Here is a 21,999-nt window from a genome sequence, read left to right as displayed (position 1 = left end):
ATGATCATGTGCCGGCTGGCGCTCGGGGTGGCCTGGTTGACCGCCACCGCGGCGTTGTTCCTGGTGCTGGATCTCTACACATAGGCTCGCCGGATGCGTACCGAAGTGCTCACCGTGCGGACCGGGGACTCCCCCGCGGTCGTCGACATCACCCGCGAGGCGGAACGATTCGTGGCCGCCGAGAAGGACGGCTTGCTGCACGTCTTCGTGCCACACGCGACGGCCGGGCTGGCGATCATCGAGACCGGGGCGGGTTCCGACGAGGACCTGCTGACCGCGATCGACGACCTGCTGCCGGCCGCGGACAAATGGCGGCACCGGCACGGATCCCGTGGACATGGCCGGGATCACGTTCTGCCGGCGTGGATCCCGCCGTACGCCAGCCTTCCGGTTCTCGATGGTCGCATCGCCCTCGGCACCTGGCAGTCGATCTGCCTGGTGGATCCCAATGGGGACAACCCGGTGCGGCAGGTGCGGTTCTCCTTCCTCACCGGGTGATCGAAGAAGTTACTGGTCAGTACATGTGTCGCGTATCGCTGCGCCGGACGTTAGGCGTGACGATGCCCACCGTTAAGGGGCAGGATGGAGACCTCCGGGCGATACGCCACCTTGATCGCACCGGTTCCGACACTCACACCAAGAGGATTGCCTGTGGCCACGGAGCGCAAGCGCCCGGTGATCAGCGATGGCCTGCCGAGCCAGCTTCCGGACATCGACCCTTCGGAAACAAACGAATGGATCGAGTCCCTCGACGGAGTCATCGATGAACGCGGCGCCAAACGAGCCCGTTACGTGATGTTGCGCCTGCTGGAGCGCGCTCGCGAACGACAGGTGGGCGTTCCGCCACTGACGTCCACCGATTACATCAACACCATCACCCCGGAGCGCGAGCCCTGGTTCCCCGGTGACGAGTTCGTCGAGCGGCGGATCCGGGCGTACGTCCGATGGAACGCCGCCATGCTGGTGCACCGCGCGCAGCGTCCCGAGATCGGCGTCGGAGGCCACATCTCGTCGTACGCGTCCAGCGCCAGCCTGTACGAGGTCGGCATGAACCACTTCTTCCGGGGCAAGGACCACCCCGGCGGCGGTGACCAGATCTTCTTCCAGGGCCACGCCTCCCCCGGCATGTACGCCCGCGCCTACCTCGAGGGCCGGCTCACCACCGACCAGCTGGACGGCTTCCGGCAGGAGCTCAGCCACCCGGGCGGCGGACTACCGTCCTACCCGCACCCGCGGCTGATGCCGAATTTCTGGGAGTTCCCGACCGTCAGCATGGGCCTCGGCCCGATGAACGCGATCTACCAGGCGCGGTACAACCGCTACCTGCAGAACCGCGGCATCAAGGACACCAGCCAGCAGCACGTCTGGGCGTTCCTCGGCGACGGCGAGATGGACGAGGTCGAGTCGCTCGGCGCGATCGGCGTGGCCGCCCGCGAGGAGCTGGACAACCTCACCTTCGTGGTCAACTGCAACCTGCAGCGCCTCGACGGCCCGGTCCGCGGCAACGGCAAGGTGATCCAGGAGCTGGAGTCGTTCTTCCGCGGCGCCGGCTGGAACGTGATCAAGGTCGTCTGGGGCCGCGAGTGGGACTCGCTGCTCGCCGCGGACACCGACGGCGCGCTGGTCAACCTGATGAACGCGACGCCGGACGGCGACTACCAGACCTACAAGGGCGAGTCCGGGGCGTACGTCCGCGAGCACTTCTTCGGCCGGGACCCGCGCACCCGCAAGCTGGTCGAGAACATGACCGACGACGAGGTGTGGAACCTCAAGCGCGGCGGGCACGACTACCGCAAGCTGTACGCGGCGTACAAGGCGGCGACCGAGCACACCGGTCAGCCGACGGTGATCCTCGCCAAGACCATCAAGGGCTGGACGCTGGGCTCGCACTTCGAGGCCCGCAACGCCACGCACCAGATGAAGAAGCTCACCCTGCCCGACCTGAAGAGCTTCCGGGACCGGCTCTACCTCGACATCAGCGACAAGCAGCTCGAGGAGAACCCGTACCTCCCGCCGTACTTCCACCCCGGTGAGAAGTCCGACGAGTACCAGTACATGCAGGAGCGGCGCCGCGACCTGGGCGGGTACGTCCCGTCCCGGCGGACCAAGGCGAAGTCCCTGAACATCCCGGACTCGGCGACGTTCAGCGGCATCAAGGCCGGCAGCGGCAAGCAGAAGATCGCCACCACGATGGCCTTCGTCCGCCTGCTCAAGGACCTGATGCGGGACAAGGAGTTCGGCGCCCGGTGGGTGCCGATCATCCCGGACGAGGCCCGCACGTTCGGCATGGACTCGCTCTTCCCGACCAAGAAGATCTACTCGCCGCACGGCCAGACCTACACCTCCGTGGACCGGGAGCTGTTCCTGTCCTACAAGGAGGCGACGAACGGCCAGATCCTGCACGAGGGGATCAACGAGGCCGGCTCGACCGCGAGCTTCATCGCCGCCGGTACCTCGTACGCGACGCACGACGAGCCGATGATCCCGCTGTACATCTTCTACTCGATGTTCGGCTTCCAGCGGACCGCCGACGAGCTGTGGGCCGCGGCCGACCAGATGACCCGGGGCTTCCTGCTCGGCGCCACCGCCGGCCGCACCACGCTCAACGGTGAGGGTCTGCAGCACGAGGACGGGCACTCGCTGCTGATCGCGGCGACCAACCCGGCCGTGGTGGCCTACGATCCGGCGTTCGCGTACGAGATCGCGCACATCATGGAGAACGGCCTGCACCGCATGTACGGCGAGAAGCAGGAGAACATCTTCTACTACCTCACCATCTACAACGAGCCGGCGATCCAGCCCGCCGAGCCCGCCGGGGTGGACGTGGAAGGCCTGCTCAAGGGCATTTATCGGTACGCCGAGGGCCCGTCCACGAGCGGTCCGAAGGCGCAGCTGCTGGCCTCCGGCACCGGCATGCGCTGGGCGCTCAAGGCGCAGGAGCTGCTCGCCCAGGACTGGGGCGTCAGCGCCGACGTGTGGTCGGTCACCTCGTGGGGTGAGCTGCGCCGGGACGCCATCGAGGCGGAGGAGCACAACCTGCTCCACCCGAGCGACCAGCCGCGCAAGCCGTTCATCCAGCAGAAGCTGGAGAGCACCGAGGGCCCCTCGGTGGCGGTCAGCGACTGGATGCGGGCCGTGCCCGACCTGGTCGCCCGCTGGGTGCCGAACGGCTACACCTCGCTGGGCACCGACGGCTGGGGTCGCAGCGACACCCGGCACGCCCTGCGCCGCCACTTCCACGTGGACGGGGAGTCGGTGACCGTCGCCACGCTGCGCGAGCTCGCGCTGCGCGGCAAGATCCCGGCCCACGTGCCGGGCGAGGCCGCCAAGAAGTACGCGATCGACGACGTGAACGCGGCTCCGGTCGGGGAGACCGGCGGCGACAGCTGATCGTCTGATCATTCGGAGGCCCGTCGCGAAAACGCGGCGGGCCTTCGTGTTGTCCGGAAGACTATGGTTCGTGCGGCTTCGTATCAGCCACCAGCTCCTGATCCTCGGCCTGGGCAGTGTCCTGGTCACCGCGCTCGTGCTGGTGCTCGTCGGCGCCTGGCAGAGCGGCCGGTTCGCGAACAGCACCGAGCGCGCGGTGACCCGGTCGAACGAGGCGGACCTGGACCGGGCCACCGCCGACGTCAGCACCCTGGTCTCCTCGGTCGGCGACGAGGTGCAGCGCGAGGTGGACCTCGGCATGCACGCCGCCGACGGGCTGCTCGCCCAGCACGGCGGGATGAAGCTGTCCGGGCAGACCGCCGTCTGGACCGCGACCAACCAGGTCAGCCAGGCCAAGAAGCGGGTGACGCTGCCCCGGGTCGTGGTGGACGGCGCCTGGCTCGGGCAGAACACCGACGCGAAACGGGCCACCCCGTTCGTCGACGACACCGCCGACCTGGTCGGCGGGGCGGTCACGTTCTTCCAGCGGATCGACTCCGCCGGGGACCTGCTGCGGGTGGCGACCACGGTGAAGGCGAAGACCGGGGCGCGGGCGATCGGCACGTACATCCCGGCGACCGGGGCGGACGGGAAGCCGAACGCGGTGGCGGCGGCGATCAGCTCCGGCAAGGGGTACCGGGGCGTGGCGCAGGTGGTGGACACGCCGTACATCACCGCGTACGACCCGATCAAGGACCGCGCCGGGAAGGTGATCGGCGCGCTCTTCGTCGGGGTGCCGCAGAGCGACGCGCTGGCGAACCTGACCGCCGCGATCGCCGCCTCGCACATCCGGGAGAACGGCTGGGTCACCGTCTACAGCACCTCGGCCGCGGACCGGGGGCGGGTGGTGGCGTCCAGCCTGACCGACGCGTCCGGCGACCTCACCGCGACCGACGCGAACGGCGCCAAGTACGTCGAGGAGATCGTCACCCAGGCGCCCCAGCTCACCGGCGGGGCGACCTGGCGGACCGGCTACCGGCTGCCGGGGGCGGCCGGGGCGGCGGCCGGGAACACCACGACGACGGTCGCGTACTACCAGCCGTACCAGTGGGCGATCGCGGTCGGCGGGTACGACGCCGACGCCGCCAAGGCGATCACCGCGGTCCGGGCCGGCCGGAGCACCATGCTCAGCGCGTTCGTGCTCGCCGCGGTGCTCCTGGCGCTGCTCGGGGCGGCCGCGGCGTACTTCCAGGCGTCCCGGATCGCCCGGCGGGTGGGCGCGCTGACCGGCGCGCTGAAGCGGCTCGCCGCCCGCGACCTCACGGCGACCGTGGCGGACCGCGGCCGGGACGAGATCGGGCAGGCCTCCGCGGCGCTGAACACCGCGGCCACCGAGCTGCGGGCGGTGATGGCCGAGGTGACCACGGCCTCGTCGGAGGTGGCCGGCACCGCCCAGCGGGTGGCCGGCGCGGGTGCCGAGCTCTCCTCGGCCGCCGAGACCGCCGCGTCCCGGGCCGGCCAGGTGACCGGCTCGGCCTCGACGGTGTCGCACGTGGTGCAGACGGTGGCCGCCGGCGCCGAGCAGATGGGCGCGTCGATCAGCGAGATCTCGCGCAACGCGCAGGAGGCCGCGCAGGCCGGCCGGGACGGGGTCGGCCTGACCTCGGCGGCCGCCGGGGTGGTCGACGAGCTGCGGGAGTCCACCACGAAGATCACCGACGTGGTCCGGCTGATCGCCACGATCGCCGAGCAGACGAACCTGCTGGCGCTGAACGCGACGATCGAGGCGGCCCGGGCCGGCGAGACCGGCAAGGGCTTCGCGGTGGTCGCGAACGAGGTCAAGGAGCTGGCCCAGGAGACCGCCCGGGCGACCGAGGACGTGACCGCGCGGGTCGCCGCGATCGAGGCCGACACGGCTCGCGCGGTCGACTCGATCGGCGCCATCTCGGCCCGGATCGCGCAGGTCAACGACTATCAGACGGCGATCGCCGCGGCGGTCGAGGAGCAGGCCGCCACGACCGCCGAGATGGCCCGCAACATCGCCGAGGCGGCCGGCGGGAGCCGGGAGATCGCGGACGGGATCAGCTCGGTCAGCGGCGCGGTGGACGGGACCCGGGACTCGGTCGCCACCGCCCAGCGGGCCGCCGACGAGCTGAACGCCACCGCGCAGCGGCTGACCGGCCTGGTCGGGCGCTTCACCGTCTAGGCCGGCACGTAGGTGACCACCTGGACGCCGGTCGAGGTCTGCCAGCTCTTCCGGACCGACAGCGCGATCTTGGTGCCGTCGTCCCAGAGCTTGCGGCCCTCGCCCTGCACCACCGGGAAGATCATGATCCGGTACTCGTCGATCAGGTTGTGCCGGGTCAGGTAGTTCACCAGCGTGGCGCTGCCGTTGATCAGCAGGTTCGCCGGCTCGGTCCGGAGCTTGGCGACCGCGTCCGCCACCTCGCCGGAGAGGAAGCTCGCGTTCCACTCCGGGCTGGTCAGCGTGGTGGTCGCGACGTGCTTGGGCATCGTGTTCATCTTCACGCCGAAGTCGCCGGTCTCCGCCTCCATGTGCGGCCAGGCGGACTTGAAGCCCTCGTAGGTGCGCCGGCCCAGCAGCAGCGCGTCCGCCTCGCGCAGGTTCTCCGCCTGCCAGCCGGACAGCTCCTCGTTGAAGTAGGGCCCGCTCCAGGCCGGCTCCTCGAAGACGCCGTCCAGCGTCACGTACTCGACCGCGATGACCTTGCCCATGGCTCTCAGCTCCTTGTTTAACCGAGGCGTTAATTAACTGATCGGTAAATTACGCCGCTCCCGACCGCATGTCAAATACCCCTCGCCGACCTCGGTAGGCTGGGTGCGTGACTGTTCGCGTACGTTTCGCCCCGTCTCCCACCGGCATGTTCCACGTCGGCGGCGCCCGATCGGCGCTGCAGAACTGGATCTACGCCCAGCAGCACGGCGGTGTCTTCGTGCTCCGGATCGAGGACACCGACGCGGCCCGCAACCGGCCCGAGTGGACCGAGGGCATCATCTCGGCGCTCGACTGGATCGGCATCGAACGCGGGACGTACGAGGGTCCCTACTACCAGTCCTCCTACGCCGCCGACCACACCGCGGCCGCCACCCGGCTCTACGGCGAGGGCAAGGCGTACTACTGCGACTGCAAGCGCGAGGACGTGATCGCCCGCACCGGCAACACCCACACCGGCTACGACGGCTTCTGCCGCGAGCGGGCGCTGGGCCCGGGCGAGGGTCGCGCCCTGCGCTTCCGTACGCCGGACGAGGGCGAGACCGTGGTCGTCGACCTGGTCCGCGGCAAGCCCACCTTCGAGAACAAGCTGCTCGAGGACTTCGTCATCGCCCGCTCCGACGGCTCGGCGGTGTTCCTGCTGGCCAACGTGGTCGACGACATGAGCATGGGGATCACCCACGTGATCCGCGCCGAGGAGCACCTGCCGAACACGCCGAAGCAGCAGCTGCTCTGGGAGGCGCTCGGCGTCACCCCGCCGATCTGGGGCCACGTCCCGGTGATCGTCAACGAGAAGCGGCAGAAGCTGTCGAAGCGCCGTGACAAGGTCGCCCTGGAGTCGTACCGGGACGAGGGCTACCTCGCCGCCGCGATGCGCAACTACCTGATGCTGCTCGGCTGGGCGCCCACCGGCGATCGGGAGATCGTCCCGTGGTCCGTCGTCGAGGCGGAGTACCGGATCGAGGACGTCAACCACGCCCCGGCGTTCTTCGACGTCAAGAAGCTCCGCGCGTTCAACGGGGAGTACATCCGGGCCCTCACGCCGAACGAGTTCACCCAGGTCTGCGCCCCGTGGCTGAGCGGCACCGAGACCATCCCGGCCCCGCCGTGGGACCCGGCGAAGTTCGACTCGGACGTCTTCACCACGATCGCCCCGCTGGCCCAGACCCGGATCGCGGTGCTCGCCGAGATCGTGGAGAACGTCGACTTCCTGTTCCTGGACGAGCCGGTCGCCGACGAGGCCTCCTGGGCGAAGGCCATGAAGGAGGGCGCCGGCGAGATCCTGGACGGCGCCGCGGCCGCGTTCGCCGAGCTGACCGAGTGGACCGCCGAGGCGCTGAAGGCCGCGCTGGAGCAGGTCGGCGAGGCCCGCGGGCTGAAGCTGGGCAAGACCCAGGCGCCGGTCCGGGTCGCGATCACCGGGCGCACCATCGGCCTGCCGCTCTTCGAGTCGATCGAGCTGCTCGGCCGGGACCGCTCGATGGCGCGCATCGCCGCCGCTCGGGCACGCCTTTCCGCCTGATCGGCCCCCTTTTACCGCATTCGACGGCCGGTCACCATAGCTGGTCGTCGAATGCGGTGATGCGGTCCGCTACATGGGTGGCCACCACCCCCACGAGTTGCGGGGACTGGGTAATATTCGGCCGCTGATCAACGGCTTTACCGTCCTCCGCGTTCGTCCCGCCAAATGGCTCCAATTCACCCTGCCGTGAGATGCGGCCGGGCTGGCGCTCGGGAAGGCTGGAGGCTGATGCCGGGCGCCGGTCATCGCCGGGGCACGAGCAGCGGTCCACGAAACCATGTCATCCACGGGCGGGGGAGGTCGGATGGTGGTTCGACGAGCGGTGAAACAGGTGGCCGTGGCGGCCGGCGCACTTGCCATCGCTGCGGCTGTGACACTCGGCACATCTCCGGCGGCGCAGGCGACGCCGGCCGGCCAGACCGGCGCGGCCGCGTCGGCGAAGGCCACCACGAAGCCGACGGCGAAACCGAAGCCGCAGCCGGACACGATGACGATAGTCGGCGGTGAGCTGCCGGAGGCCGGCATCAAGGTCCTGCAGGCCGAGGACCCGAAGCTGTTCCGGATGCTGATGGAAGAGGTCGGCTGGATGGCCGCGGCCACGCCGCAGGCCTCGGCGCCGAAGAAGGACAAACTGGGCCCGAAGTACACGGTCCAGGTCCTGATCAAGGAGAAGGCCACCCAGCTCTACGAGCTGTACCCGCTGGCCACCGGGGGTCCGCGGGCGCACCGGCCGGCCGCGCAGCCGTCCGGGAAGAAGACCGACGGCTGGTTCTACGGCCGGCTGTCGATGTCCGAGTCGCTGCGCCTGAGCGGCGTCCCGCTGAAGGCCAAGCCCGACGTCGTCAACGGCGGCATCGGCGGCGGCATCGGCGAGAACCTGAAGGCCGACGACGACCCGGCCGCCAGCGCGAACAAGTTCATCGGCGAGATGCGTCGCCTGTTCCTGCTGAACGGCGCGGTCCTCGTGATCATCCTGACCGGCCTGGCCGGCATGGCTTTCCTGATCCGCCGCCGCATCTGACGTTCCGCACCGCGACACCACGACCGCCCCGGCCCCATTCGGCCCGGGGCGGTTTCCGTTTCCCCCGACTTCATCAAGATCAAATTCAAGAGCTTCATTGCCTATGCTGCGGCCGATAACTGATCGTCGCTCCCGCGGGGACCCTTCCGGGCCTCGCAAGGGCGCGGGGCGCCCAGAACACGAGACCCGCAAGGGCGACGTCCGCGGGTGGTTGCGGTTTCAAAGAACCCAGAACCCGGCCTCAGCCGCGATCATCCACGCGAGGACAAACGGCATTCGCCACCAGATCGACCAGATCATCCAGGTCCGCGTCGAATTCCGTCGTCCGGTGGGCGGCGGCCGGATCCTCGGATCCGGGCGCGCTGTCCTCGGGTGCGGCCGGGAGAAGTTCGGGGAGGCCGCCGGTGACCTCGCCGGTGGTGTAGCCGAGCAGGAACGCGCAGATCATCCGGGCCAGCCGGGGAACCTCGGCGTCACGCACCCCGGCGTCGTGCAGGATGCCGCGCAGCGCGGCGGTCAGCCAGGACGCCGAGGCGCCGGCCGCGGAGCGGTTCAGCAGCAGCGGGAAGGCACTGGGGTGGGCGTGAGCCAGCGCGCGCACCGCCCGGCCCAGCGCCCGCAGCCGCTTCCGCCAGTCGAGGTCCGCCGCCGTCCACGCCCCGGCCCCGGCTCTGCCCAGTTCCAGGTGCAGCAGGTCGACGAGGCCGTCGAGGAGGGCGTCCTTGCCGCCGACATAGGGGTAGAGCGCCATCGAGGTGAGCCCGACCCGTTCGGCGACCGCTCGCATCGACATGGCGGCCAGTCCGCGCTCGTCCACCAACGCGAGCGCCTGGTCCAGGATCAGCCGTCTCTTGTCGTCCATCGGTCAACCGTGGCCAGCCCGGGCACTCCGGTAGTCGAAACGCGCCCGGACCACCCCTCCCACTCACCCAACGGAGTGACGGCACCGGCCACGCGGAGTGCGCGGGCGGCACCGGGCGGACGGCGGGTGGCACGGAAAACGCGACGCCGAGGGCGGTGCTCACGCCGTACCGAAGCAGGCGCGAAGCGCGAAACGAAGCGCGACCGCCGCGCATCGCTCGAGGAAAGCGATGCGCGCGGCTTCAGATCCTCAGCACCAGCGGCCCGGCGGCCGACCGCGGCCGGCAGCCCGGCGGCGTGGTCGCACGGCGCCGTGCAGATGAGCGCCCGCCCAGCCCCGCAACTCGGTGCGGCAGCCGACCCGGCCCGGCTCCGACACGACGATCGGCTCCTCGTCGGCGACCGCTGGCAGGTCCTCAAGGGCGGGATCGATTTCGGCACGGGTGGTGTCGTCGCGGTCCATCATCTCCCCTCCTCGATCATCGGTTTGTTCGGCACCGTCTCTTCATCGGCACGCCCGGCACCGGCTGAAGGCTCCGGCCCGGAGCACACGATGCCAGGTCACCGACCGGAATCGGGGTAGAGGCGCACCGCTACACCCGACAAATGTCATAAAAAGTATGAAACAGGCGCGGTTCGCGTCAGCCGAAGGCGGCGTGCCACTCTGGGCGCGTGGCGGACAGCCGAATCACCGAACCGTCGCCGGAAACCCCGGCGAACCCGCTGCAACCTGCGACGTTGCGCCGGATCGAGCGGCACGCCGGGGCCCTCGCGAGCTCCGCGGTGGCCCGGATGGACGAGACGCTGCCGTGGTTCCGGGCCCTGCCGGCCGATCAGCGGTCCTGGGTGATGCTCGTCGCACAGGCCGGCGTCCGGTCGCTCGTGGAGTGGCTGCGGTCCGGCGCCACCGTCGCGGCCAGCACCCAGGAGATCTCCGACGAGGTGTTCGCGGCGGCGCCGCGCGCGCTGGCCCGGGCGATCACGCTGACCCAGACCGTCCAGCTGATCAAGGTGACGATCGACGTGGCCGAGGCCGAGGTGCCCGGCTTCGCCGGCAAGGGCGAGACCGCCCTGCTGCTCCAGGCGATCCTGCGGTTCTCCCGGGAGATCGCGTTCTCGGCCGCGCGGGTCTACGCCCGGGCCGCCGAGTCCCGCGGCGCGTGGGACGCGCGGCTGCAGGCGATGCTGGTCGACGCGCTGCTGCGCGGCGACTCGCAGGACGTGCTGGCCAGCCGGGCCGGCGCGCTGGGCTGGGTGGACTCGCCGCCGGTCGCGGTGGTGGTGGGCCGCTCCCCCGGCGGCGACATCACCGCGGTGCTGCACGCGCTCTACCGGGCCGCCCGGCGGGCCCGGCTCGAGGTGATCGGCGGGGTGCACGGCGACCGGCTGGTGGCGGTGGTCGGCGGCGCGACCGATCCGGTGGCCACCGCGGCCGCGCTGCGCTCCGGCTTCGGCGAGGGCCCGATCGTGGTCGGCCCGGCCGTGCCGGCCCTGGAGCAGGCCACCGAGTCGGCCCGGGCGGCACTGGCCGGCTTCCGCGCCGCACCGGCCTGGCCGGGCGCGCCGACCCCGGTCGCCGCCGACGACCTGCTGCCCGAGCGGGCCCTGGCCGGCGATCTGGACGCGCGCCGCAAGCTCCGCAACGACGTGTACGCGGCGCTGACCCGGGCCGGTGGCGCCCTGCTGGAGACGCTCGACGCATTCTTCGCGGCCGGCGGGGTACTGGAGAGTGCGGCGCGCGAGCTCTACGTGCATCCCAACACGGTCCGCTACCGCCTGCGCCGGGTGGCCGAGGTCACCGCGCTGTCCCCGCTGGACGGGCGGGACGCCTTCGCGTTGCGGATGGCGCTGAGCATCGGGCGTCTCGACCCTGCGACATGAGTCACAGGGATTAACCTCTAACGACCAGCGGTCCAAATGGTGCCTAATCGGTGCAACCTTACCCCCGTTTTGTAGGGAACCTACAAGGTCTGTCGTAGGGTTTGGTCGCGCCCGGCAACCCCGGAACGCCTCCCGATCCGGAAGAGTCGAAGACGTGCTCGCCGTACTCTCACCCGGCCAGGGTTCCCAGAAGCCCGGCTTCCTGAACTCCTGGCTCGAACTCCCCGGTGCCAAGGACCGCCTCACCGCGTGGTCCGCGCTCGCCGGGGTCGACCTGGTGCACCTCGGCACCGACGCGGACGCCGAGGAGATCAAGGACACCGCCCGGACCCAGCCGCTGCTGGTCGCCGCGGCCCTGCTCGCCGCCGCCCAGCTACCGCTGGAGCGGGTCGGCGTGGTCGCCGGTCACAGCGTCGGTGAGCTGGGCGCCGCCTCGATCGCCGGGGTGCTGACCCCGGAGGACGCGATCACCCTGGCCGGCGTCCGCGGCCGGGAGATGGCCGCCGCCTGCGCGCTCGCGCCGACCGGGATGTCCGCCGTGCTCGGCGGCGACCCGGACGAGGTGGTCGCCACGATCGAGAAGCACGGGCTGCACCCGGCCAACCGCAACGGCGCCGGCCAGATCGTCGCGGCCGGCGCGCTGGACGGGCTGGCCGAGTTCGCGGCCGCCCCGCCGGCCAAGGCCCGGGTGATCGCGCTCGCGGTGGCCGGAGCCTTCCACACCCCGTTCATGGCGCCCGCCGAGACCGCGCTCGCCGCGGTCGCCGCGAAAACGACCGTCACCGACCCGGCCCGGACGCTGTTGTCGAACCTGGACGGCACGGCCGTGGCGGGCGGGCGCGACATGCTCGACCGCCTGGTCCGCCAGATCACCGCCGGTGTCCGGTGGGACCTGTGCATGAGCACACTCAAGGGTCTCGGCGTCACCGCGGTCATCGAGCTGCCCCCGGCCGGCACCCTGGCCGGCCTGGTCAGGCGTGAGATGAAGGGCGCCCGTGCGCCCGAGATCGTCACGCTGAACACGCCGGACGACCTGCCCGCCGCGCGCGATCTGATCGCCCGGCACGCCATGCCACAGCACTGACGCGCGCAGTCGCGACCGAAGGAGGAACGATGACAGCGGGTTCCCGCATCGTCGCGATGGGCCACTACCAGCCCTCGCGCGTGGTCACCAACGAAGACCTGACCAGGACTCTGGACACCAACGACGAGTGGATCCGCAGCCGGGTCGGCATCGCCGAGCGGCGGATCGCCACCGACACCGAGTCGGTCGCCGACATGGCCGGCTTCGCCGCCGAGAAGGCGCTGGCCGCGTCCGGCCTGACCGCCGCCGACATCGACCTGGTCATCGTCGCGACCTGCTCGTCGATCGACCGCTGCCCGAACGTCGCCACCCGGGTGGCGCACAAGCTGGGCATCGCCGCCCCGGCGGCGTACGACCTGAACACCGCCTGCTCGGGCTTCTCCTACGCGGTCGGCAGCGCGGACCACGCGATCCGCGCCGGCGCCGCCCGCAACGCCATCGTGATCGGCGCGGAGAAGCTCTCCGACGTCACCGACTGGTCGGACCGCAAGACCGCGGTCCTGTTCGGCGACGGTGCCGGCGCCGCGGTGATGACCGGGGTGCCGGACGGCGAGGAGCCCGGCGTCGGCCCGGTGCTCTGGGGTTCCGCCCCGGACAAGGGCGACGTGCTGCGGATCGAGGGCTGGCGGCCGTACATCGAGCAGGAGGGCCAGATCGTCTTCCGCTGGGCGACCACCGAGCTCGCCCCGTTCGCGATCGAGGCCTGCAAGCGCGCCGGTGTCCTGCCGTCCGAGCTGGCCGCGTTCGTGCCGCACCAGGCGAACACCCGGATCATCGACGGCATCGTGAAGCGGCTGGGCCTGAGCCCGGACGCGATCGTCGCCAAGGACCTGATCGAGTCCGGCAACACCTCCGCGGCGAGTGTGCCGCTGGCCCTGTCCAAGCTGATCGAGCGCCGGGAGATCCCCTCCGGGGCACCGGTGCTGCTGTTCGGCTTCGGCGGTGGCCTCACCTACGCCGGCCAGGTCATCCGCTGCCCGTGAGCGGCGCCTGCCCGGATATTTGTCAGACAAGTCAGTTTCGAGAGGAAAAACACCAACATGGCTACTCGTGAAGAGATCACCTCGGGCCTCGGCGAGATCCTCGAGGAGGTCGCCGGAGTGAACCCGGACGACGTCGCCGAGGGCAAGTCGTTCACCGACGACCTGGACGTCGACTCGCTGTCGATGGTCGAGGTCGTGGTGGCGGCCGAGGAGAAGTTCGGCGTCAAGATCCCGGACAACGAGGTGCAGAACCTGAAGACCGTCGGTGACGCGGTCACCTACATCGAGGCGAACGCCTGACATGAGCACTGTCGACGTCGTCGTCACCGGGCTCGGCGCGACGACCCCGCTGGGCGGGGACGTCGCGTCCACCTGGGACGCCATGCTCGCCGGCCGCTCCGGGGTGAGTCCGCTCACTCAGGAGTGGGCCGGGCAGCTCACCGTTCGCATCGCCGCGCAGATCGCGGTGGACCCGTCGGAGATTCTCGACCGGGTCCGGATGCGGCGGCTGGACCGCAGTGAGGCGATGGCCATCGTCGCCGCCAAGCAGGCCTGGGCCGATTCCGGTCTGGAGGGCACCGGGCTGGACCCGGAGCGTCTCGCGGTCAGCTTCGGCAGCGGCATCGGTGGCGCGATCACCCTGCTCGACCAGGACGACATCCTGGAGAAGTCCGGCCCGCGGCGGGTCAGCCCGCACACCGTGCCGATGCTCATGCCGAACGGCCCGGCGGCCTACGTCGGGCTCGAGGTCGGCGCCCGGGCCGGGGTCCGGGCGATGGCCAGTGCCTGTGCCACCGGCGCCGAGGCGGTCGCCCTGGGTCTCGACCTGATCCGGGCCGGTCGTGCCGACGTGGTGGTGGCCGGCAGCACCGAGGCCGTGATCCACCCGCTGCCGATCGCCGGTTTCGCCTCGATGCGCGCCATGTCGACGCGCAACGACGATCCGGAGCGGGCGTCCCGGCCGTGGGACCGCAACCGGGACGGCTTCGTCCTCGGTGAGGGGGCCGGCGCGCTGATCCTGGAGCGTGCCGATCACGCGGCGGCCCGCGGGGCCACCGTGTACGCCCGTCTCGCCGGTGCCGGGATCACCTCGGACGGCTACGACATCGTCCAGCCCGACCCGGAGTGCAAGGGCGGGATCCGGGCCATGGCGATGGCGATCCGCGACGCCGGTCTGACCGGCGCCGACATCGTGCACGTGAACGCCCACGCGACGTCGACCCCGGCCGGCGACATGGGCGAGGTCCTCGGCATCCGGACCGCTATCGGCAGTCACCCGGTGATCACCTCGACGAAGTCGATGACCGGGCACCTGCTGGGCGCGGCCGGAGCACTGGAGTCGATCGCCACGATCCTGGCGATCCGTGACAGCGTGGTCCCCCCGACCATCAACCTCGACGACCCGGACGACCGGCTGGATCTCGACGTGGCGGCGCACAAGGCCCGTCCGCTCGACATCCCGGCGGCGATGAACAACTCGTTCGGCTTCGGCGGTCACAACGTGGCCCTGATCTTCACGCGCCCCTGAGCTCTTCTGACGCGTAGCTGAAACGGAGCCGTGATCCCGGCCAGGGATCACGGCTCCGTCGTCATCTGGCGCAGGCGCTGCGGGGCAGGCCGGCGACCGCGATCGGGGACTTTCCCGGCGCCGTGGCCCGGCCGGCGATCACGTCGGCGAGCGCGGCCATCGACTGCCGGCTCGACGAGTACGTCGCCAGCAGCGTCGGCGACTTGGCGTAGGCGAGGATCCCGGGCAGGTCCATCACGACCGTCATCGGCGCGGTCGGGGACAGGTCGACGGGTTTGTCGCCGTACCCCACCAGGCGGATCTCCGCGCCGTTGGCGGCCTGCACCGGCACGCCGGCCGCCTGCAACGCCTTGACCAGGGCGACCCGGGCCACCTCGCGGGACGACGGCGCGGTCACCGTGACCGGCCCGGTGACCAGCGGCCCGGCACAGCCCCCGCGCAGCACGGTGACCGAGGCGGCGTCCAGCGCGGCGACCGACTGCAGGTGCTCGTCCGCGCCGACCACCGAGAGGTCGGGCTGGGCGGCGGCCGCGGTCCGGAACTTCAGCGTGAGGATCCGGTTGACCGCCTCGATCAGCCGCTCGCGCTTGAGCGTGCCGTTCTTCAGGCCGGCCACGATGCCGTCCCGGGCGGCGCCGATGTCCGGCGGCATGAGCAGCATGTCGTTGCCCGCGTTCAGGGCGCGGACCGCGGCCTCGCCGGGCGGCCACTTCATCGCCGGCTCCATGTTCATCGCGTCGGTGATCGCCACCCCGCCGAACTTCAGCTCGCCGCGCAGCACGTCGGTCATCAGCTTGTGCGAGAACGTCGCGGCCACGCCCTTGTCGACCGCCTCCAGGTCCAGGTGGCCGGACATCACCACGCCGGCGCCGGCGTCCACGCCGGACTTGAACGGCGGCAGGTCCTGGGCCCGCCAGGCGGCCGCGCTCTGCTTGATCACCGGCAGCACCTCGTGGCTGTCGCCGTTGGTGTGCCCGTGGCCCGGGAAGTGCTTGAGGGCGGCGGCGACCCCGGCGCCCTGCAGGCCGCGGACGGCGGCGGCGACCTGGGTGGCGTTGGCGGCCGGGTCCGACCCGTAGGACCGGGAGCCGATCACCGCGCTGCCGGCCGGGCCGAGCGTGTCGGCGACCGGGGCGAAGTCGACCGTGATGCCCATCGCGGCCAGTTCCTCGCCGGCCGCGCGCCAGGCCGCCTCGGTCAGGTCGGGCCGGCCGGCCGCGCCGATGGCGAGCGCCGAGGGCAGCGCGGTGACGCCCTCGGTGATCCGCGTCACCACGCCGAATTCCTGGTCGGTGCCGATCATCAGCGGGGCGGCGGCCGGGAGCTGCCGCGCGGCCTCCTGGAGCCCGCCGGTGAGGGCCCGGACCTGCTTCGGGTCCTCCACGTTCGACGTGGGATTCGTCCGGCCGGTCGGGTCGTTCTGGGTGAACGAGACCAGGATCAGGCCGCCCAGCTTGTACTTGGCGATCATCTGGGCCGGGGTGTCCACGCCGGCCAGCTTCCGGTTGCCGGCCGCCGAGCCCGGGTCGACCCGGGTGGCCGAGCCGCCGTACGCATAGGGCATCAGCACCTGGCCGGCCAGGTCCTCGTCGCTGAGCCGGGCGACCGTCTCGGCCGCCCGCACCACCGGATCAGCGGACAGCGCGGACCCCGACTCGGAGACCGGGCCGGAGGCGGCGGACGCGACCGGAGCGGCGTCGGGTGGGGCCGGTGGTGCCTTGGTGTCGTCCCCGCAAGCTCCGGCGAGCAGGAGCAGCGGAGCGACAAATGCGACACGGGACAACTTTTTCACGACCGCCATCGAATCAGGTCGCGCGGAAAGTTGCCACGCGATCCCCTATCCGACTCGGGTCAGCAGCGTGACCGGGGCGCCGTCACCGGCGTACCGGTACGGCTCCAGCTCCGCGTCCCAGGCGGTGCCCAGCGCCTTTTCCAGGGCATGCGCCAGCGCCTCGGGAGCCCGGGCGGACGCCATGATGGCGCGCAGCCGGTCCTCGCCGATCTGGATGTCGCCCGAGGCGCCCATCGTGCCGTGGAACAGCCCACGACCGGGGACGTGCATGAAACGCTCGCCGTCCAGCCCTGGACTCGGCTCTTCGGTCACCTCGAAACGGATCATGGGCCACTGCCGGAGGGCAGCAGCCAGCTCGGCGCCAGTTCCCGCGCGTCCGGTCCAGCTGCACTCGGCTCGGCGCATGCTCGGATCGACCTGCTGCACGGTCCATTGCAGATTGACCGGCGCAGTCAGGACGCGCGCTATGGCCCATTCGACGTGCTGGCACACGGCGAGCGGGGTTGAGTGGACGTATACGACGCCACACGTTGGCACGGTGACCTCCCGGAGACCGAGGTGCGTCTTCCCCTACGACCTCGACCGCGGTTGATCGTGTCCCATGATGCCGGTTGGTACGGATGGTGCGCCAGAGAATCCGCAACATCGACTGTGGGACACAGTCGTAGTGGCACATTGAGTCCAACGCCTGTACCTGCTCCGACGGCACGGTTCGCAGGCTGTCGTGTAGAGTTGATGTGGCCTTTTTTATCTGCTCGAGCTTTTCCTCAAGGAGTACCGCCGTGGCGAGCAACACCTCTAAGACCGCCCGCGCATCAGTCCGCGCCGGCCAGAGCACCGGTGGCGCCCTCAGCGTGCTCGGTGAGTACAAATACCTCATCCCGCTCGCCAACGGCCGTTTCGCCTACGTGCGCAACCTGACCAACGGCAAGACCACCCACCTCTCGACGACCTCGGACGCGTTCGTCGAGGAGATCCGGGTGCTGGCCGGTGCGGGTCACGGCACCAAGATCCGCGCCGAGCTGAACGCGCTGCACAGCACCAACCCGGAGCACGGCTGGGACGCGGCCGAGAAGCGCCTCGTCGACGCCGGCGTCTTCGAGGCCTGAGCGGCACCACCCACGTAGGAAAGGCACCTCCCGGCCGCGGCCGGGAGGTGCCTTTTCGCGTTTACTGAAGATCAGCCCAAATGAATCGCGGCTCAGGACCGGTCGAGGAACTCCACCCAGCCGGTGTCCAGGTCGTAGATCGCGCCGACCACGTCGACCGTGCCCGCCGCGATCGCCGCCGACAGCTCGGGAGTCCCCCGCAGCCGGGCCACGGTCCGCTCCACGTGCGCCCGGATGACCTGGTCAGCCGCCGACGGGTCGTCCAGGTCGACCCCGTCGGCCGCGGGGGCGATCTCGCCCACCAGGTAGCCCACGTCGCCGCCCGGGAGGTCGCCGGCCCGCACCGCGCCGACCGTGGCGGTCACCGCGCCGCAGCGCTTGTGCCCGACCACCAGGGCGAGCGAGACGCCCAGCGACGATACCGCGAACTCGACCGACCCGATCATCGACCGGTCCAGTACGTGCGCCCCCGAGCGGGCCACGCAGATCGAGCCGAACGGCTGGTCGAAGATCGCCTCCAGGGGCACCCGCGAGTCGATGCAACCGAGCACGACCGCGTGCGGCTGCTGCCCGCCGGCCGTGGCGGCCGCCTGGGTGACGTTGTGCCCGTAATGCGGTTTCCCGTACACGAAGCGCTTGTTGCCCGTGATGAGCTCGCCCAGCGAAGTGCTGGGCGTAATGGCCTGGGCAGCGCGAATGGCTGTCATGACGTCGATTCTCGCTGTCCGGACGGCGATGGAAAGTAATTGGGAGGCAGCTCACGGTCACCGACGTGGTGGTAGCCGATCGCGAGATCGCGAGTGATGCTTATTACCCGTGGGTACTCGCGGGGGCGTGAGAAGCGCGGAGGTGCCCATGTCCGATCGAGTCGAGATCGAGATGCCCGACGGTGTGCGACTGCACGCCGAGGTCTCCGGGCCGGCCGATGCCCCGGTCACGGTGGTGCTGCTGCACGGCTGGTGCCTGGATCGGCGCACCTGGCGCCATCAGGTGGCCGCGCTCGCCGCCCTGGGCCGGCGGGCGCCGCGGGTGATCGCGTACGACACCCGGGGCCACGGCCGCTCCGCCGCCACCCAGCTCCGCTCGGCGACCCTGGACCAGCTCGGCGACGACCTGGCCGAGGTGCTGCGCCGGCTCGCGCCGACCGGGCCGGTGGTGCTCGGCGGGCACTCGATGGGCGGCATGACGATCATGGAGTTCGCGCACCGCCACCCGCGGGAGTTCACCGCCCGGGTGGCCGGGCTGCTGCTGGTCTCGACCACCGCCGAGGGCCACACCCACACCCGGTACGGCCTGCCGGAGAGCGTGGCAGGCGTGCTGCGGTTCGGCGAGACGTTCGGCGCCGGGGTGCTGGCCCGGAGCGGCCCGTGGCGGCCGCACCGCGCCGTGCTGCCCGCCCTGGCCCCGGCGCTGCGCTGGCTGCTCTTCGGCGACCGGTGCGCCGCCGAGGCGCTCGGCCTGACCCTGCGCAGCGTGGGCCGGGCGCCGCTGAGCTCGATCGGCGGGTTCCGCGCCTCGATCGGCGCGCAGCAGCGGCTGGCGACCCTGGCCGCGATCGGCGACGTGCCGGCCGCGGTGCTGGTCGGCGATCGGGACCGGCTGACCCCGCTGCCGTGCGCCGAGTCGATCGCGGCCGCCCTCCCCCATGCCCGGCTGACCGTCTGCCCCGGTGGGGGCCACATGCTGCCGCTGGAGCGGCCGGAGGAGGTCTCGGCCGCGCTGGTCGAGGTCGTCCGCCGGGCGAACCGGGGGACACGCAAGGCGGCTCGGCGTACGAACTACCGCAAAGCGGCTTGAGCGGAACATCCCCGCGCCTCCAGTCGTTTCTGTAAGGCTCGAACGATGCGGCGAACACCAGGCCGCTTCGACGCGCGTTGCGGTGCGGGAGTAAGTTCGATTGCCCCCTTCGCGCGAGCGCTGGTGGTGCGCATGAAAGGGAGAACGACCGACTTGAGCGACGCCACCGTCCTGCAACAAGAGATCGCGGTCGAGCAGCAGCACGTGGACCGGGTCTACACCCGTCTCGCCGAGCTGCGAGCACACGCGTCCCGGGCCGAGAAGGAGGGATATCAGCTCGCCGGGGTGGGCACCTTCGGGGCCCTGGTCGAACGCGACGCGATGGTCTTCCACGCGGCCCGCCGCCGGCACGCCCTGGACACCGAGTACGAGGGACTGGTCTTCGGCCGCCTCGATCAACTGGACGGCGCCACCCACTACGTGGGCCGGATGGGCATCCGCGACGACAGCTCGAAACCGCTGGTCGTCGACTGGCGGGCGCCCGCCGCCGCGGCCTTCTACCGGGCCACGCCGGCCGAGCCGCTGGGCGTGATCCGGCGCCGGATGATCCAGTCCAGCCGGGAGCGGGTCACCGGCATCGAGGACGACCTGCTCGACCCGGAGGCCGCGCCACCCGGGATGATCGTGGTCGGTGACGGCGCGCTGCTGGCCAGCCTCTCCAAGGCGACCGGTAGCGGGATGCGCGACATCGTCGCCACCATCCAGCGCGAGCAGGACGACGCGATCCGCTCGCCGGCCGGCGGCGTGACCATCGTCACCGGCGGCCCCGGCACCGGCAAGACCGCGGTGGCCCTGCACCGGGCCGCCTACCTGCTCTACTCCGACCGCAGCCGGTTCGCCGGCGGCGGGGTCCTGGTGATCGGCCCGTCCGGCGTGTTCGTGAACTACATCGCGACCGTGCTGCCCTCGCTCGGCGAGGACACCGCGACGCTGCGCTCGCTCGGCTCGCTGGTGCCGGGCTGGGACGCCACCCGGGTCGACTCGGGCGAGGTGGCCGCGATCAAGGGCTCGCTGCGGATCCGCCGGGTCCTGGAGCGCGCCTCGCACGACGCCGTGCCGGACGCGCCGACCGAGCTGCGCCTGCTCTACCGGGGCGCGCTGCTCCGGCTGGACGCGCAGGCGCTGGACCAGATCCGGCGCAAGGTGCTGCAGCGCGGCGCCCGGCGCAACGAGGTCCGCGGGCACGGCTTCGACCGGGTCTTCGACGCGCTCTGGGCACAGGCCCGGGACCAGAAGCTGTCCGGGCTGCCGGAGAAGCGGGAGTTCGAGGCCGAGCTGGCCGACCGGAGCGACTTCCGGAACTTCCTGCGGGCCTGGTGGCCGCGCTTCACCCCGCTGCGGGTGCTGCGCTGGCTGGCCGATCCGCGGCGGCTCCGGTCGTACGCAAATGGGGTTTTGTCCCGGGAAGAGATCGACCTCCTGCAGGGCTCGTTCGACGGGCTGAACGAGCACGGCCCGACGATCTCCGACGTCGCGCTGCTGGACGAGCTCGACGAGATGCTGGGCCGGCCGCGGCAGGCGCAGAAGAAGAACAAGAACCCCTTCCATGTACGGGACGGGGTGCAGGAGGTCAGCACGTTCTCCGACCGCCAGGCGGCGCAGCGGACCCAGCACCTGCAGCGCGAGGACGACTACCGGGACTACGCGCACGTCGTGGTCGACGAGTCGCAGGACGTCTCGCCGATGCAGTGGCGGATGATCGGCCGCCGGGGGCAGTACGCGTCCTGGACGGTCGTCGGCGACCCGGCGCAGACCGCCTGGTCCGGTGACCCGGACGAGCTGGACCGGGCCCGGGAGAAGGCGCTCGGCACCCGCCCGCGCAACAGCTACGCGCTGACCACCAACTACCGGAACTCGTCGGAGATCTTCGCGGTCGCCGCCGGCGTGATCCGGGCGATCCTGCCGGACCTGCCGCTGCCCTCGGCGGTGCGGTCCACCGGCGTCGACCCGGTCGACGTGGTGGCCCCGGCCGCCACGCTGCCGGCCACCGTCCGGGACCTGGCCGAGAAGCAGCTGGCCGACGTGGACGGGACGATCGGCGTGATCACCCCGGTGCCGCGCCAGGAGGAGATCGCCGCCTGGGTGGCCGGCCTGCCGGAACGCGTCCAGGTGGTCACCGCGCTGGAGGCCAAGGGCATGGAGTACGACGCGGTCGTGCTGGTCGAGCCGGCCGAGATCGCGGTGGACCGGGCCGGGGTGCGCACCCTGTACGTCGCGCTGTCCCGAGCCACTCAGCGGCTCACCACGGTCGGCACGAACCCCGCCTGGCACCCGTAGGCAGTCCGCCCCGCCGGGCACGGCCCAGGCCGTGTCCGGCG

At 71.3% G+C, this 21,999-nt stretch carries 19 protein-coding genes; 13 read left to right on the top strand and 6 right to left on the bottom strand.

The annotated features are described in order from the left end of the window. Positions 1-93: 93 nt before the first annotated feature. The 3 genes from L3i22_RS07350 (at position 94) to L3i22_RS07340 (ending at position 5,575) form a co-directional block, all read left to right on the top strand. Positions 94-498, top strand: a complete 405-nt coding sequence (locus tag L3i22_RS07350; RefSeq protein ID WP_221326223.1) for a YjbQ family protein — start codon at positions 94-96, stop codon at positions 496-498. Positions 499-651: 153 nt separating this feature from the next. Then, the gene (aceE, locus tag L3i22_RS07345; protein ID WP_221326222.1) at positions 652-3,390 is read left to right on the top strand and encodes a pyruvate dehydrogenase (acetyl-transferring), homodimeric type; all 2,739 of its coding nucleotides are present in this window, start codon (positions 652-654) and stop codon (positions 3,388-3,390) included. A 70-nt stretch (positions 3,391-3,460) separates the two neighbouring features. Then, complete coding sequence (locus tag L3i22_RS07340; protein WP_221326221.1) at positions 3,461-5,575, top strand: methyl-accepting chemotaxis protein; 2,115 nt, start codon at positions 3,461-3,463, stop codon at positions 5,573-5,575. Here L3i22_RS07340 and L3i22_RS07335 read toward each other — a convergent pair. Beyond that, the gene (locus tag L3i22_RS07335; RefSeq protein ID WP_221326220.1) at positions 5,572-6,105 is read right to left on the bottom strand and encodes a dihydrofolate reductase family protein; all 534 of its coding nucleotides are present in this window, start codon (positions 6,103-6,105) and stop codon (positions 5,572-5,574) included. The genes L3i22_RS07340 and L3i22_RS07335 overlap by 4 nt on opposite strands. 107 nt (positions 6,106-6,212) lie before the next feature. Between L3i22_RS07335 and gltX the strand changes: the two genes are divergently transcribed. Next, a complete protein-coding gene (gene gltX / locus L3i22_RS07330; protein WP_221326219.1) occupies positions 6,213-7,625 on the top strand; it encodes a glutamate--tRNA ligase in 1,413 nt (470 codons plus the stop codon). Between the two features lie 304 nt (positions 7,626-7,929). After that, positions 7,930-8,646, top strand: coding sequence for a hypothetical protein (locus L3i22_RS07325; RefSeq protein WP_221326218.1), 717 nt, complete (start codon positions 7,930-7,932; stop codon positions 8,644-8,646). Between the two features lie 241 nt (positions 8,647-8,887). Here L3i22_RS07325 and L3i22_RS07320 read toward each other — a convergent pair whose 3' ends face one another. Beyond that, positions 8,888-9,508: a TetR/AcrR family transcriptional regulator gene (locus tag L3i22_RS07320; RefSeq protein WP_221326217.1), complete on the bottom strand. Its 621-nt coding sequence runs from the start codon at positions 9,506-9,508 to the stop codon at positions 8,888-8,890. Between the two features lie 249 nt (positions 9,509-9,757). After that, positions 9,758-9,973 (bottom strand): hypothetical protein, encoded by a 216-nt coding sequence (locus L3i22_RS07315; protein ID WP_221326216.1) that lies wholly within the window; start codon positions 9,971-9,973, stop codon positions 9,758-9,760. Between the two features lie 206 nt (positions 9,974-10,179). Here L3i22_RS07315 and L3i22_RS07310 point away from each other — a divergent pair, with 206 nt between their 5' ends. The 5 genes from L3i22_RS07310 to fabF all read left to right on the top strand — a co-directional run bounded on the left by L3i22_RS07310 (position 10,180) and on the right by fabF (position 14,983). Next, the gene (locus tag L3i22_RS07310; protein ID WP_255658022.1) at positions 10,180-11,388 is read left to right on the top strand and encodes a CdaR family transcriptional regulator; all 1,209 of its coding nucleotides are present in this window, start codon (positions 10,180-10,182) and stop codon (positions 11,386-11,388) included. Between the two features lie 154 nt (positions 11,389-11,542). Continuing rightward, positions 11,543-12,472: an ACP S-malonyltransferase gene (locus L3i22_RS07305; RefSeq protein ID WP_221326215.1), complete on the top strand. Its 930-nt coding sequence runs from the start codon at positions 11,543-11,545 to the stop codon at positions 12,470-12,472. Positions 12,473-12,501: 29 nt separating this feature from the next. Beyond that, the gene (locus tag L3i22_RS07300) at positions 12,502-13,455 is read left to right on the top strand and encodes a beta-ketoacyl-ACP synthase III (RefSeq protein ID WP_221326214.1); all 954 of its coding nucleotides are present in this window, start codon (positions 12,502-12,504) and stop codon (positions 13,453-13,455) included. Between the two features lie 57 nt (positions 13,456-13,512). Then, positions 13,513-13,755, top strand: coding sequence for an acyl carrier protein (locus L3i22_RS07295; RefSeq protein WP_221326213.1), 243 nt, complete (start codon positions 13,513-13,515; stop codon positions 13,753-13,755). Between the two features lies 1 nt (position 13,756). Continuing rightward, on the top strand, positions 13,757-14,983 hold the full coding sequence (gene fabF, locus L3i22_RS07290; protein ID WP_221326212.1) for a beta-ketoacyl-ACP synthase II: 1,227 nt from the start codon (positions 13,757-13,759) through the stop codon (positions 14,981-14,983). 61 nt (positions 14,984-15,044) lie between these two features. On the opposite strand, the gene L3i22_RS07285 is transcribed toward fabF, so the two are convergent. Both L3i22_RS07285 and L3i22_RS07280 read right to left on the bottom strand, forming a co-directional pair. After that, positions 15,045-16,784, bottom strand: a complete 1,740-nt coding sequence (locus L3i22_RS07285; RefSeq protein WP_221326211.1) for a glycoside hydrolase family 3 protein — start codon at positions 16,782-16,784, stop codon at positions 15,045-15,047. A 36-nt stretch (positions 16,785-16,820) separates the two neighbouring features. Then, positions 16,821-17,312, bottom strand: coding sequence for a DUF3145 domain-containing protein (locus L3i22_RS07280; protein WP_221326210.1), 492 nt, complete (start codon positions 17,310-17,312; stop codon positions 16,821-16,823). Between the two features lie 245 nt (positions 17,313-17,557). Here L3i22_RS07280 and L3i22_RS07275 point away from each other — a divergent pair, with 245 nt between their 5' ends. Continuing rightward, positions 17,558-17,884, top strand: coding sequence for a hypothetical protein (locus L3i22_RS07275; protein ID WP_221326209.1), 327 nt, complete (start codon positions 17,558-17,560; stop codon positions 17,882-17,884). Between the two features lie 92 nt (positions 17,885-17,976). Here L3i22_RS07275 and L3i22_RS07270 read toward each other — a convergent pair whose 3' ends face one another. After that, complete coding sequence (locus L3i22_RS07270) at positions 17,977-18,591, bottom strand: carbonic anhydrase (protein ID WP_221326208.1); 615 nt, start codon at positions 18,589-18,591, stop codon at positions 17,977-17,979. Between the two features lie 148 nt (positions 18,592-18,739). On the opposite strand from L3i22_RS07270, the gene L3i22_RS07265 reads away from it, so the two are divergent. Both L3i22_RS07265 and L3i22_RS07260 read left to right on the top strand, forming a co-directional pair. Further along, entirely contained in the window at positions 18,740-19,681 is a 942-nt protein-coding gene (locus L3i22_RS07265) for an alpha/beta fold hydrolase (RefSeq protein WP_221326207.1), read from the top strand. A gap of 153 nt (positions 19,682-19,834) precedes the next feature. Further along, positions 19,835-21,958: an AAA family ATPase gene (locus tag L3i22_RS07260; protein ID WP_221326206.1), complete on the top strand. Its 2,124-nt coding sequence runs from the start codon at positions 19,835-19,837 to the stop codon at positions 21,956-21,958. Positions 21,959-21,999: the final 41 nt, after the last annotated feature.

The sequence above is a fragment of the Actinoplanes sp. L3-i22 genome (assembly GCF_019704555.1).
Taxonomy (GTDB): domain Bacteria; phylum Actinomycetota; class Actinomycetes; order Mycobacteriales; family Micromonosporaceae; genus Actinoplanes.
The sequence above is the reverse complement of the archived record's forward strand: the minus strand, read 5'-3'. Positions and strand labels throughout refer to the sequence as shown.

What these genes read in the sequence shown, in the direction of transcription:
- L3i22_RS07335 (WP_221326220.1), bottom strand. Translation starts at nt 6,105, where the DNA reads ATGGGCAAGGTCATCGCGGTCGAGTACGTGACGCTGGACGGCGTCTTC.
- L3i22_RS07300 (WP_221326214.1), top strand. Translation starts at nt 12,502, where the DNA reads ATGACAGCGGGTTCCCGCATCGTCGCGATGGGCCACTACCAGCCCTCG.
- L3i22_RS07285 (WP_221326211.1), bottom strand. Translation starts at nt 16,784, where the DNA reads ATGGCGGTCGTGAAAAAGTTGTCCCGTGTCGCATTTGTCGCTCCGCTG.
- L3i22_RS07315 (WP_221326216.1), bottom strand. Translation starts at nt 9,973, where the DNA reads ATGATGGACCGCGACGACACCACCCGTGCCGAAATCGATCCCGCCCTT.
- L3i22_RS07270 (WP_221326208.1), bottom strand. Translation starts at nt 18,591, where the DNA reads ATGACAGCCATTCGCGCTGCCCAGGCCATTACGCCCAGCACTTCGCTG.
- L3i22_RS07265 (WP_221326207.1), top strand. Translation starts at nt 18,740, where the DNA reads ATGTCCGATCGAGTCGAGATCGAGATGCCCGACGGTGTGCGACTGCAC.
- fabF (WP_221326212.1), top strand. Translation starts at nt 13,757, where the DNA reads ATGAGCACTGTCGACGTCGTCGTCACCGGGCTCGGCGCGACGACCCCG.
- L3i22_RS07350 (WP_221326223.1), top strand. Translation starts at nt 94, where the DNA reads ATGCGTACCGAAGTGCTCACCGTGCGGACCGGGGACTCCCCCGCGGTC.
- L3i22_RS07325 (WP_221326218.1), top strand. Translation starts at nt 7,930, where the DNA reads ATGGTGGTTCGACGAGCGGTGAAACAGGTGGCCGTGGCGGCCGGCGCA.
- L3i22_RS07320 (WP_221326217.1), bottom strand. Translation starts at nt 9,508, where the DNA reads ATGGACGACAAGAGACGGCTGATCCTGGACCAGGCGCTCGCGTTGGTG.
- L3i22_RS07295 (WP_221326213.1), top strand. Translation starts at nt 13,513, where the DNA reads ATGGCTACTCGTGAAGAGATCACCTCGGGCCTCGGCGAGATCCTCGAG.